At 52.6% G+C, this 11,815-nt stretch carries 11 protein-coding genes; 7 read left to right on the top strand and 4 right to left on the bottom strand.

Annotated features, from left to right (window positions below; all coding sequences use genetic code 11):
* The first annotated feature begins 202 nt into the window (after positions 1-202).
* A complete protein-coding gene (gene cspA, locus M2371_RS14565; RefSeq protein WP_034499351.1) occupies positions 203-415 on the top strand; it encodes an RNA chaperone/antiterminator CspA in 213 nt (70 codons plus the stop codon).
* 77 nt (positions 416-492) lie between these two features.
* On the opposite strand, the gene yiiM is transcribed toward cspA, so the two are convergent.
* Both yiiM and sodA read right to left on the bottom strand, forming a co-directional pair.
* The gene (yiiM, locus tag M2371_RS14560; RefSeq protein WP_259268027.1) at positions 493-1,167 is read right to left on the bottom strand and encodes a 6-hydroxyaminopurine reductase; all 675 of its coding nucleotides are present in this window, start codon (positions 1,165-1,167) and stop codon (positions 493-495) included.
* Positions 1,168-1,237: 70 nt separating this feature from the next.
* Positions 1,238-1,858: a superoxide dismutase [Mn] gene (sodA, locus tag M2371_RS14555; protein WP_034460735.1), complete on the bottom strand. Its 621-nt coding sequence runs from the start codon at positions 1,856-1,858 to the stop codon at positions 1,238-1,240.
* Positions 1,859-2,144: 286 nt separating this feature from the next.
* On the opposite strand from sodA, the gene M2371_RS14550 reads away from it, so the two are divergent.
* Both M2371_RS14550 and rhaT read left to right on the top strand, forming a co-directional pair.
* Positions 2,145-3,566, top strand: a complete 1,422-nt coding sequence (locus tag M2371_RS14550) for an L-fucose/L-arabinose isomerase family protein (RefSeq protein WP_259268026.1) — start codon at positions 2,145-2,147, stop codon at positions 3,564-3,566.
* Positions 3,567-3,757: 191 nt separating this feature from the next.
* A complete protein-coding gene (rhaT, locus tag M2371_RS14545; RefSeq protein WP_172892980.1) occupies positions 3,758-4,792 on the top strand; it encodes an L-rhamnose/proton symporter RhaT in 1,035 nt (344 codons plus the stop codon).
* A gap of 95 nt (positions 4,793-4,887) precedes the next feature.
* On the opposite strand, the gene rhaR is transcribed toward rhaT, so the two are convergent.
* Together rhaR and rhaS (M2371_RS14535) are read right to left on the bottom strand one after the other, a co-directional pair.
* Positions 4,888-5,763 (bottom strand): HTH-type transcriptional activator RhaR, encoded by an 876-nt coding sequence (gene rhaR, locus M2371_RS14540; protein ID WP_259268025.1) that lies wholly within the window; start codon positions 5,761-5,763, stop codon positions 4,888-4,890.
* A gap of 75 nt (positions 5,764-5,838) precedes the next feature.
* Complete coding sequence (gene rhaS / locus M2371_RS14535; RefSeq protein ID WP_259268138.1) at positions 5,839-6,675, bottom strand: HTH-type transcriptional activator RhaS; 837 nt, start codon at positions 6,673-6,675, stop codon at positions 5,839-5,841.
* 300 nt (positions 6,676-6,975) lie between these two features.
* Here rhaS (M2371_RS14535) and rhaB point away from each other — a divergent pair, with 300 nt between their 5' ends.
* From rhaB to rhaS (M2371_RS14515), 4 genes are all read left to right on the top strand, one after another.
* Complete coding sequence (rhaB, locus tag M2371_RS14530) at positions 6,976-8,448, top strand: rhamnulokinase (RefSeq protein WP_259268024.1); 1,473 nt, start codon at positions 6,976-6,978, stop codon at positions 8,446-8,448.
* Positions 8,445-9,704, top strand: a complete 1,260-nt coding sequence (locus M2371_RS14525) for an L-rhamnose isomerase (RefSeq protein ID WP_259268023.1) — start codon at positions 8,445-8,447, stop codon at positions 9,702-9,704. Before rhaB ends, M2371_RS14525 begins: the two co-directional genes overlap by 4 nt.
* A 97-nt stretch (positions 9,705-9,801) precedes the next feature.
* Complete coding sequence (gene rhaD, locus M2371_RS14520) at positions 9,802-10,626, top strand: rhamnulose-1-phosphate aldolase (RefSeq protein WP_259268022.1); 825 nt, start codon at positions 9,802-9,804, stop codon at positions 10,624-10,626.
* A gap of 126 nt (positions 10,627-10,752) precedes the next feature.
* The gene (rhaS, locus tag M2371_RS14515; RefSeq protein WP_034499325.1) at positions 10,753-11,745 is read left to right on the top strand and encodes a rhamnose ABC transporter substrate-binding protein; all 993 of its coding nucleotides are present in this window, start codon (positions 10,753-10,755) and stop codon (positions 11,743-11,745) included.
* Positions 11,746-11,815: the final 70 nt, after the last annotated feature.

Below are 11,815 nucleotides of genomic sequence, written 5' to 3'. Positions count from 1 at the left end.
AAACCTTGTTATTCACCCTGCTTATATGAGTTAATACATCCATCGGTTTGAAGCACAGAACCTTTAAGCAGTTTAGTAGCGCAGTCCTCAAAGAGTTATCATAGATACCCTTCGACGTGATCTACCTTCCTTTATCGCTTTAAAAATCTGTAAAACATTCCAATTGCGCCGGAAGGCAAATTTAATTTAAAAGGTAATATCTATGTCTAACAAAATGACTGGTCTCGTAAAATGGTTCAACTCTGACAAAGGCTTCGGCTTCATCACTCCTGACGATGGCTCAAAAGACGTGTTCGTACACTTCTCTGCTATCCAGAACGATGGCTACAAGTCTCTGGACGAAGGCCAGAAAGTGTCTTTCACCATCGAAAGTGGTGCTAAAGGCCCAGCTGCTGGTAACGTAACTAGCCTGTAAGGTTAGCGTTAGCAAAGCTAAGAATTTAAAAACCCGCCTCGGCGGGTTTTTTCGTATATGGGGTTTATTTACCCAACTTACTTACCAAATAGCCGTCGCGAATTATCTTCAATCTTCCCGGAAATGCGCCGTTTCTGCATGGTGCGCGTCCAGCTAACGGACAACCCCGCCGCCGACAGCAATCGGTGATACTGCTCATCATCAAACGGCATATGCCACGCCGTAGCAATCGCTTCTGCCACCGTCACATCACTCAGACGAGAAACCAGCTCCAGCGGTGATTCCGTCGATACATTTCCCGCCAAAACTACCCGATACAGCCAGCCGCAATAACCCGTTTCCTGCATCAAGGATGACATATCATGAATGCCAAAATGGTAATTCAGCTTGTAGCACGGCGAGCGCGGTTGCGTGACCTGAATCAGCGCCTCACCCCAACGGAAAATATCGCCGATATAAACATCTTTCTCGGTCAGGCCTTCGGTCGATAAATTTTCACCATAGGCCGGAGCTGTAAATAGTTCTGCCTGCTCAGGGAATTCACGCGCCCAGTAGGTGTAATGCTCACGTGGATAGTGGCACAACGCGCGATCCGGCCCACCATGAATGATTTTTTCAGCCTGCTGATCGCCTTCGAGCCCCAGTTCAGTGAGTTTTAGCTCACCGTCAACCTGATATTTAGCGATAGCACTCGGCCTGCTGCCTTCGTATTCGCGGACTTTGCCAAGATAAACGTTTAGCGGATAGTGCATCTGAACCTCCCTGCAACAGACATAAAAAAAGCGAGCCATCAGGCTCGCCTCTCGTCAGCTGCAATGCAACTTATTTTTTAGCGGCAAAACGTGCTGCTGCTTCGTCCCAGTTCACGACATCCCAGAATGCTTTGATGTAGTCAGGGCGACGGTTTTGGAATTTCAGGTAGTAAGCGTGTTCCCAAACGTCCAGGCCCACGATTGGGAAGCCGGAAACGCCAGAAACGGCTTCGCCCATCAGTGGGCTGTCCTGGTTTGCAGTAGAAACGACAGCCAGTTTGTCACCTTTCAGAACCAGCCACGCCCAGCCGGAGCCGAAGCGAGTTGCTGCTGCTTTCTCAAATTCTGCTTTGAAGTTGTCAACGCTACCGAAATCACGCTCGATGGCCGCCTTCAGGTCACCTTGCAGGGTGGTGCCCGTTTTCAGGCCTTTCCAGAAGAAGCTGTGGTTTGCGTGGCCGCCCGCGTTGTTACGCAGAACGGTTTTCTTGTCTGCTGGCAGTTGATCCAGTTTAGCGATCAGCTCTTCAACTGGCAGGCTTGCGAACTCTGGCAGAGATTCCAGCGCTGCATTCGCGTTATTAACATACGCCTGGTGGTGTTTGCTGTGATGGATTTCCATCGTTTGTTTGTCGAAATGAGGTTCCAGGGCGTCGTAAGCGTAAGGCAGGGATGGCAGGGTATAGCTCATATTCATTATCTCCTCGAAGGGGTGGATAGATAAATGAGCGGCGAACAACCTGTTAACGCCGCGTAATCAGTTGGTTCATTATAGTTAATTAAATGATATTGAAAATGATTATCAATGCCGTACTTTTTATAAGGTTATCACTTTTCGGCATGTTGGCGAAAATGTGAGCATTGTCAGGCGGATAAATCGTTTTTTGCCACGCTGTTCAGAAACTGGCATTACGGCAAAGGCAGTGCAGCAAAATTAGGGTGATAGTCGGCGTTTCTTTGAATCCTGGAGCACCATCATGTCGCTTAATGTCGCCCTTTTTGGTATTGGCCTTGATACTTACTGGCCGCAGTTTTCGGGTCTGGAACAACGTCTGACGGGGTACTTACAGCAAATTGATCAACGCCTCACGAAGTTTAATGCCAAGGTCATCAACGGCGGCCTGATTGATAGCGTGGCCAAAGCCGATACTTTTGCCACGCAACTGCAAAGCCAACCGGTCGATGCCATCGTGCTCTACATTAGCACCTACGCGCTGAGTTCCACTGTTCTCCCCCTGGTGCAAAAAATCAACAAGCCGGTGATTATCCTCGCCCTGCAACCCGAGCTGGGTTTGCCGTACGGGAAAATCCGCGACATGGCCGATCGTGGCGAACGCACCGGCGAATGGCTGGCCCATTGCCAGGCGTGTAGCGCACCTGAACTGGCGAACGTGTTTAATCGGGCGGGGATTCGCTACCAGCTGCTTGTGGGCGCATTGCAGGGCGATGAGTACGTCTGGCAGCAAACGGAACAGTGGCTGCAAGCGCTGGAAGTACAAAAAGGGTTAGCGGCGTGTCAGGTGGGGGTGCTCGGACATTATTACGACGGCATGGTCGATGTTTACAGCAACATGACTAACCTGAGCGCCAGACTCGGCGTGCGCTTCAAACCGCTGGAAATGTGCGAACTGGCGGAATATCGCGAACAGGTGGCGGCGGAAACCAGCGCGCAAAAATGGCAGGAAGTGGAAGCCTCACTGCAAATCGACCCGGCGTGTGAAAAAGCCGAGCTGGATCGTGCTGTACAAACCGCCTGCGCCATGGACAAACTCATCGAAAACAATCACCTCGGGGCGCTGGCTTACTACTACGAAGGTCGCAACGGCAACGCCTACGAAAATATTATTACCTCGATTATTCTCGGCAACACGCTGCTGACCCAGCGCGGCGTGCCGGTCGCCGGGGAGTATGAAATCAAAAACGTGCTGGCGATGAAAATCCAGCAGTTGCTGGGGGCGGGTGGCTCGTTTTCAGAACCCTACGGCATTGAATTTGCCGACGATGTCGTGCTCTGGGGGCATGATGGCCCGGCCCATCCATTGATGGCGCAAGGTGACGTGCGCCTCGTCCCGCTGCCGGTTTATCACGGTAAACCGGGCAAAGGTGTGTCGATTCAGATGACGGTAAAACCCGGCCCGGTCACTTTCCTTTCTATTGTGGAGGATGCGCAAAACGGCGTGCGTTTGCAGTATGCCGAAGGGCAAGCTGTTGCAGGGGAAGTGCTGGATATCGGCAACACCAACAGCCGCTATCGCTTCCCGTTATCCGCGCGTGATTTCACCACACAATGGTGCCTCGGTGGGCCTGCGCATCATTGCGCGATCGGGCTTGGCCATCAGGGTGAAGTTCTGGAAAAGCTCGCCTGGCTGCTGGGTGTGCAAAGCGTGAAAATCTGTTAACCCGAAAAACGAGCGACGGCGGGTATAAAGAACTGTGACCGCCGTCAATCGTACCCCCTGAATTTTGCCAGCTTCCCCCCCGTTACGGCAGCACATAGAAGGTTCGCAAGTTGCTCACTCTTTAGACTTACTCTTAATGGGGTAATGCGCTGTCACCCCTGCGTTTTTTAGTTAAAACAGAGGGATGGATAATGAGTAATGCAATAACAATGGGGATAATTTGGCATCTGGTGGGTGCTGCAAGCGCCGCCTGTTTTTACGCCCCTTTTAAGAAAGTTCAGCACTGGTCCTGGGAAACCATGTGGGCAATTGGTGGTTTCGTCTCGTGGATAATTTTGCCATGGCTGGTCAGTTACATTCTGCTTCCTGATTTTTGGGCTTATTACGGTTCATTCAATGCTTCCACGCTGCTGCCGGTATTCCTGTTCGGTGCGATGTGGGGCATTGGTAACATCAACTACGGCCTGACGATGCGCTATCTCGGTATGTCGATGGGCATCGGTATTGCGATTGGTATCACGCTGATTGTCGGCACGTTAATGACGCCCATTATTGCCGGTAAATTTGATGTCTTAGTGGGAACACCTGGCGGGCGCATGACCCTGCTGGGCGTGCTGGTGGCATTGGTTGGTGTGGCGATTGTGACCCGCGCAGGCCAACTCAAAGAACGCAAAATGGGTATCAAAGCCGAAGAGTTCAACCTGAAAAAAGGGCTGGTTCTGGCGGTGATGTGCGGCATCTTCTCGGCGGGTATGTCATTTGCGATGGACGCCGCAAAACCGATGCATGAAGCTGCCGCTGCGTTAGGCGTTGACCCGTTGTATGTCGCGCTGCCAAGCTACGTAATCATCATGGGCGGGGGGGCGGTGATTAACCTCGGTTATTGCTTCATTCGTCTGGCAAACATGAAGAGTTTGTCGATAAAAGCCGACTTCTCGCTGGCAAAACCGCTGATCATCAGCAATGTGCTGTTCGCCGCGCTGGCCGGTTTGATGTGGTATCTGCAATTCTTCTTCTACGCCTGGGGCCACGCTAAAATCCCGGCACAATACGACTACATGAGCTGGATGTTGCACATGAGCTTCTACGTGTTGTGTGGCGGATTGGTTGGCTTGATCATGAAAGAGTGGAAATCAGCAGGCAGAAGGCCGGTTGGTGTGTTGAGCATCGGTTGCGTGGTGATTATCATCGCTGCGAATATCGTCGGTTTGGGCATGGCTGCGTAATACCCGTCATACTTCAAGCCGCAGGGGCGTTGGCTGCACTCACTTACCCCAGTCACTTACTTCAGTAAGCTCCTGGGGATAAGTTCCTTTGCCTCCTACCTGCAACTTGAATTATTTAGGGTATCCAATTGAAGGGTATACCGTTGACGCCACATTCGTGGCGTCATTCCCGTTTCCTTAGTAAACACCACCGAAAAGTAATTACTGTCCTCAAAGCCGCAACGCGTGGCGATATCCCCAATCAACAGCTCACTATGACGCAACAAATCCTGCGCCTGGCAAAGGCGTAGCTGGCGCAAATACTGGCTAATACTCATGCCGGTTTGTTGGCGAAAGAACTGGCGTAATTGGCGCTCTGCCACCTGATGCTGCTGGCAAAACTGCGACAGCTCAAAAGGCACATCGAGACTTTTTCCCAGAGCGGCCATCAGTAAATCGAGGGTTTCGTTGCTGTCAGGCCCGGCGGAGTCCTGGGATTGATAACGGTGGCGACGCAGCAAAATACACAGCTGCAGAAACAGGCTTTCCGTCAAACATAACGACAGCGCATCGGGCTTCACGCTTTCGTGTTCCAGTTGGGCGATTAACTGCCTTGCCTGCGCCATACCGTGGCTGCTCAGTCGCCATCGCGGATCCTTCCCTGCCACCGTGGTGTTTTGCAGCAAATCCTTCCAGTCGACGTTCAGTTTCAGCCGTTCCGGGCAGTAAATAATATTATGCAGTACCAGGCCGTTGACGGATTCGTAGCTGTGGCGGTCTTCGGCACGAATGTAAAACAGGTCGCCGCAGGTTATGCGATAAGGACGGTCATTGAGAATATGCAGGCCGTTGCCGCGCCAGACCAGAACCAGCTCGCAGAAATCATGGGTATGTTCGGCAAAGACGTTTTGCGGATAGCGGTCAGCCACCGCCACGGGCTGCGTGGCAGAGGCGAAAAAATCTGCTTTCTTGAGAACTAAATGACCCGCCACCGTGATGCCTCAAAAACCGAAAGAATCAGAAAGTATTGGCTTTTTTGGCTAAAAAAACGGTGACTGCCTTCGCGATTACTGAAGTTGCGTGTCACGCCCCTGGCGAATCTCACGCGGGGACCAGGAAAACTCACGCTTAAAAAGCGTCGAAAAATGGTTACTGTCGCCAAAACCGCACTGGAAGGCGATTTCCGTCACGCTCTCCTCGCCATGACGCAGCAAATGACGCGCTTTCATCAGGCGCAAACGGTTGAGATAACGCTGCGGAGTCATGCCGGTTTGCTGTTTAAGCTGCCGATGCAACGTGCGCAGGGAAAGAGTGAATTGTGAGGCTAACTGTTCCCAACAAATATCCTCGGCAAAATGGTCTTCCAGCCACGCCATCAGTTGATTTAAGCGGCCTTCCGAGTTGCTTGCGCCTTCCATCATGCTGCCTTTACGCAGCAATACCAGAAGCTGCATAAACAGAATTTCACGGTTGGCGACGGCGTGCGTGTCCGCCGCTTCGCCAATTTGCTCAAACTGATCGATCAGGCCGCGTACCTGTTGCAGCACCGGCTGGTTTACACGCCAGTGCGACGGATAATTGCCGTCTAGTTCCTGCGGCAGCAGCTTATCGAGGCCGGACAAAAAGCAAAACGCATCCGGGGCGCGATACAGAATATTGGTCAGACACAGATTTTCGGTGTGCTCGTACAAATGGCGGTCGTGGTCACGTACAAAGCAGACCGAACCGCCACTCAATGTGTAGGGGTGGCCGTTAAAAACGTGCGTTCCAGTGCCATGTTCCACAATGACGATTTCATAAAAATCATGATGATGTTCAGGGAATGCAGCCTGGGGTAAACGCGGCTCAATCGCCACGGATGAATGTCCAGATGGGAAAAAGTCAAAACCATGCAATACCGTCATCATTACCCCCAAGCTTTTTTAACATGGGCAGATAGTAGGTAACGATTCTCATCTGCACCTTAAAGTTTCGACACGAAATCAGTTAAAACTTGCTCGTTTTTTAAGAACGGACGGGAATTATCAGGAAATGCGGAGAGCGTCACAGGGCAGCTTTATGGGTGATAAACATGAATCTGTGACATCACTCACGTTCACCTTTGCCTTTTTGCCAATGGCTGATAGGCACTGTCAGTGTCGAGAAGGTGGACGACGGCGTTACTTTTTAAAGTGGGGGCAATTAATTTAGCAAGGACCCCCAAAATGACTCTACGCCATAGTGTTGCGGTAGACCTGGGCGCATCAAGCGGCCGTGTCATGCTGGCGCGTTTTGATAGCGACACTCGCAGTATCTGCCTGCGCGAAATTCATCGTTTCACTAACTGCTTAAGACTGGCCGAAACTTCCACCGTCTGGGACGTCGACGCGCTGGAAGATGAAATCCGTACCGGCCTGCAAAAAGCCTGCGACGAAGGCATTGCTATCGACAGCATCGGCATCGACACCTGGGGTGTGGATTACGTGCTGATTGACCGCGAAGGCAAGCGCGTCGGGCAGCCTATTTCCTACCGCGACAGCCGTACCGATGGCGTGATGGACACCGCGCTCAAGCAGTTGGGCCGTGAAGATATTTACCGCCGCACCGGCATTCAATTCCTGCCATTTAACACGCTCTATCAGTTCCGTGCGCTGGTGGAACAGCAGCCGGAGCTGATTGATAACGTCGAGCATGCCCTGCTGATCCCGGACTATTTCTGCTTCCGCCTGACAGGCGCTCTGAATTGGGAATATACCAACGCCACCACCACGCAACTGGTGAACATCAACAGCGACAACTGGGATGAAACGCTGCTCGACTGGGCGGGCGTGCCGCATAAATGGTTCGGCACTCCGACGCATCCGGGCAACGTTATCGGCCAGTGGGTTTGCCGTGAAGGCAACAAAATCCCGGTGGTTTCGGTTGCCACACACGACACCGCCAGTGCGGTGATTGGTGCACCGCTGAAAGACAAAGATGCCGCTTACCTTTCTTCTGGCACCTGGTCGCTGATGGGCTTTGAGAGCAAAACACCTTATGCCAACAGCGCGGCATTAGCCGCCAACATCACCAACGAAGGCGGTGCGGAAGGGCGCTACCGGGTGCTGAAAAACATTATGGGGCTGTGGCTGTTGCAGCGCGTGACCCGCGAGTTGGGGATCACCGATCTGGCGGATCTTATCGATCGCACCAAACAAACACCGGCCTGCCGTTTTGTGATCAACCCAAATGACGATCGTTTTATTAACCCTGAAAGCATGAGCCGTGAAATTCAGGCTGCGTGTCGCGAAAGCAACCAGCCGGTGCCGTTCACCGATAACGAACTTGCGCGATGCATATTCGACAGCCTGGCGCTGCTGTATGCCAAAACGCTGTCAGAACTCGCCACCGTGCGTGGCCGCCCATTTAGCTGCCTGCATATCGTCGGTGGCGGCAGCCAGAATGCCTTACTCAATCAGCTCTGCGCCGATGCTTGCGGTATTCCGGTGTTAGCCGGGCCGATTGAAGCCTCAACGCTCGGCAATATCGGCTGCCAGTTAATGGCGCTGGACGAAATCACTGATGTCGATGACTTCCGCAAAGTTGTCGCTGCCAACTATGAACTGAAATCTTTTTCCCCCGAAACAGAAAGCGAAATTGCCCGTTATATCGCGCAGTTTCCGCTGAACATTCAAACACGAAAGGAGTTTTGCGCATGACCACATCTCTTGAAACAGCCTGGGAACTGGCGAAACAGCGCTTTGCTGCTGTCGGTGTTGATGTTGAAGCCGCTCTGCAACAGCTCGACCGTTTACCGGTTTCTATGCACTGCTGGCAGGGCGATGACGTTGCCGGATTTGAAAACCCGGAAGGCGCGCTGAGCGGCGGGATTCAGGCGACGGGCAATTACCCGGGTAAAGCGCGCAACGCCGCTGAATTACGCTCGGATCTGGAACGCGCATTAAGCCTGATTCCTGGGCCAAAACGCCTGAATCTGCACGCGATTTATCTGGAGTCTGAACAGCCGGTTTCCCGCGACAAAATCAAACCAGAACATTTTAAAAACTGGGTTGAGTGGGCGAAAACCAACAAATTAGGGCTGGATTTTAACCCGTCTTGTTTCTCGCACCCGTTAAGCGCCGATGGTTTTACGCTTTCACACGCTAACGATGAAATCCGCCAGTTCTGGATTGACCACGTTAAGGCCAGCCGCAAAGTGTCCGCGTACTTCGGCGAACAATTGGGCACGCCGTCAGTCATGAACATCTGGATCCCGGATGGCATGAAAGACATCACCGTTGATCGACTGGCCCCGCGCCAGCGTTTAGTCGCCGCACTTGATGAAGCGATGAGCGAAAAACTCAACCCGGCACACCATATCGACGCGGTAGAAAGCAAACTGTTTGGCATTGGCGCGGAAAGCTACACCGTGGGCTCCAACGAATTCTATTTCGGTTATGCGACCAGCCGCCAGACCGCACTGTGTCTGGATGCGGGCCACTTCCACCCGACCGAAGTTATCTCCGACAAAATCTCCAGCGCCATGTTGTATGTGCCGCGCCTGCTGCTGCACGTGAGCCGCCCGGTGCGTTGGGACAGCGATCATGTGGTGCTGCTGGATGATGAAACTCAGGCGATCGCCAGCGAGATTATTCGCCACGATCTGTTCGACCGCGTGCACATCGGGCTGGATTTCTTCGATGCTTCCATTAACCGCATCGCCGCGTGGGTTATCGGTACCCGCAACATGAAGAAAGCGCTGTTGCGTGCATTGCTGGAGCCAACTGAAACCCTGCGCCAGCTTGAGCTGGAAGGCGACTACACCGCGCGCCTGGCGTTGCTCGAAGAGCAAAAATCGCTGCCATGGGCGGCGGTCTGGGAAATGTATTGCCAGCGTAACGACACACCGATTGATGCCCAGTGGCTGAAAACGGTGCGGAATTATGAAAAAGACGTGTTGAGCCAACGCGCTTAACCACCCTCATCCCGGCCTTCTCCCTGAGGGAGAAGGAGAAAACCGAATTAATCCCCTCTCCTTTGGGAGAGGTATACACAACAGGAACCACAAGACTATGCAGAACATCCTTAAAGCCTGGTTTGTAGAAGGCATGATCAAAGCAACGAGCGACGCCTGGCTGAAAGGCTGGGACGAGCGTAACGGCGGTAACATCACCATGCGTCTGGATGAAGCGGATATCACGCCATTCCAGGCTGAATTCCACGCCGCTCCGCGTTACATCGCCCTAAGCCAGCCGATGCCTGAACTGGCGAACACGCCGTTCATCGTGACCGGTTCCGGCAAATTCTTCCGTAACGTGCAGCTCGACCCGGCGGCAAATATTGGCGTGGTGAAAGTGGACAATCGCGGTACGGGCTACCACATTTTGTGGGGGCTGGAGAACGAAGCGGTGCCGACTTCGGAACTGGCTTCGCATTTCCAGTCACACATCGTGCGTATCAAAACCACCGGCGGAAAAGATCGCGTCATCATGCATTGCCACGCCACCAACCTGATTGCCCTGACTTACGTGCTGGAAAACACGACCGAAGTGATTACCCGCAAACTGTGGGAAGGCAGCACCGAGTGCCTGGTGGTGTTCCCGGACGGCGTGGGCATTCTGCCGTGGATGGTGCCGGGCACCGATGAAATTGGCACGGCGACCGCGGGCGAGATGACAAAACATTCGCTGGTGTTGTGGCCGTTCCACGGGGTATTTGGTAGTGGCCCAACGCTTGATGAAGCGTTTGGTCTGATTGATACCGCTGAGAAGTCTGCCGAAGTATTGGTAAAAGTCATTTCGATGGGTGGCATGAAACAAACCATTTCTCGTGATGAGCTTATCGCGCTCGGCAAGCGTTTTGGCGTCACCCCATTAGCAAGCGCATTAGAGCTGTAAGTCTGTAACGGTGGACGCTTTTGATACAAACACCGGGCAATAGTAGGTCGGATAAGCAAAGCGTCATCCGACAAGCTCGACATAATAAAAAAACCTGCAAACCCTACAAACATCGGAGTACAAGCAATGAAAACTAAAGCAATATTAGGTTGTACGCTCACCGTTGTCGCACTGGCTCTGTCCAGCTCTGCCCTTGCTGAAGTGAAAATCGCGCTGGTGGCGAAATCCCTCGGGAATGGTTTCTTTGAAGCCGCAAACGTCGGGGCGCAGGAAGCCGCCAAAGAGTTGGGGGATGTTAAAGTTATTTATACCGGCCCCACCACGACAACCGCCGAAGCACAAATTGAAGTTCTCAACGGCTTGATCGCTCAAGGTGTTGATGCCATTGCTATTTCTGCCAATGACCCTGACGCACTGGTTCCGGTGCTGAAAAAGGCCATGCAGCGCGGCATTAAAGTGGTTTCATGGGATTCCGGCGTGGCAAAAGAGGGTCGCCAGATTCACCTTAATCCTTCCAATAACGCATTGATTGGCGAAACCAACGTCAAGCTGGCGGCTGATGCATTAAAAGCGATGAACCTGGAAAAGGGCGACGTCGCGATTCTGAGCGCTACACCAACCTCAACTAACCAGAATATCTGGATTGCTGAGATGAAAAAGGTGCTGCCGAAATACCCTTCAGTGAACCTGGTGACGGTTGCTTATGGTGATGATCTGTCTGATAAAAGCTACCGCGAAACCGTCGGCCTGTTGAAATCCTACCCGGATTTGAAAGTGATTGTCTCGCCGTCGTCCGTCGGGATTGTTGCCGCTGCGCAAGCGGTGAAAGACCAGGGCAAAATCGGCAAAGTTTATGTGACTGGCCTGGGTTTACCGTCTGAAATGGCGGGTGCGGTGAAATCTGGCGCGTCGAAAAGCTTCGCTATCTGGAACCCTATTGATTTGGGCTACGCCGCAACTTATCTGGCGGATGATTTAGTCAAAGGAACCGCCACCAAAGATGAAGCCAGCATGGGCAAATTGGGCAAAGTGAAACTGGATGCAGACGGCAGCGGCGCGATGGCTGAACCGTTTGTTTACGATGCCAGCAACATCGATAAATTCTCCAAAATATTCTGATTGGGTATTAAACAACCCTCACCCTAACCTGTTTTCCCCCTCTCCTGGGGGAGAGGGGGAAAACAGGTTA

Source organism: Buttiauxella sp. BIGb0471, from assembly GCF_024807715.1.
GTDB lineage: Bacteria > Pseudomonadota > Gammaproteobacteria > Enterobacterales > Enterobacteriaceae > Buttiauxella > Buttiauxella agrestis.
Note: the sequence above shows the minus strand (reverse complement) of the source record. Positions and strands in the feature narration are given on the sequence as shown.

Excerpts from the sequence above, each read along its gene's own strand:
- rhaT (WP_172892980.1), top strand. The coding sequence starts at position 3,758 with ATGAGTAATGCAATAACAATGGGGATAATTTGGCATCTGGTGGGTGCT.
- rhaB (WP_259268024.1), top strand. The coding sequence starts at position 6,976 with ATGACTCTACGCCATAGTGTTGCGGTAGACCTGGGCGCATCAAGCGGC.
- rhaS (WP_259268138.1), bottom strand. The coding sequence starts at position 6,675 with ATGACGGTATTGCATGGTTTTGACTTTTTCCCATCTGGACATTCATCC.
- rhaS (WP_034499325.1), top strand. The coding sequence starts at position 10,753 with ATGAAAACTAAAGCAATATTAGGTTGTACGCTCACCGTTGTCGCACTG.
- rhaD (WP_259268022.1), top strand. The coding sequence starts at position 9,802 with ATGCAGAACATCCTTAAAGCCTGGTTTGTAGAAGGCATGATCAAAGCA.
- sodA (WP_034460735.1), bottom strand. The coding sequence starts at position 1,858 with ATGAGCTATACCCTGCCATCCCTGCCTTACGCTTACGACGCCCTGGAA.
- M2371_RS14525 (WP_259268023.1), top strand. The coding sequence starts at position 8,445 with ATGACCACATCTCTTGAAACAGCCTGGGAACTGGCGAAACAGCGCTTT.
- cspA (WP_034499351.1), top strand. The coding sequence starts at position 203 with ATGTCTAACAAAATGACTGGTCTCGTAAAATGGTTCAACTCTGACAAA.
- M2371_RS14550 (WP_259268026.1), top strand. The coding sequence starts at position 2,145 with ATGTCGCTTAATGTCGCCCTTTTTGGTATTGGCCTTGATACTTACTGG.
- yiiM (WP_259268027.1), bottom strand. The coding sequence starts at position 1,167 with ATGCACTATCCGCTAAACGTTTATCTTGGCAAAGTCCGCGAATACGAA.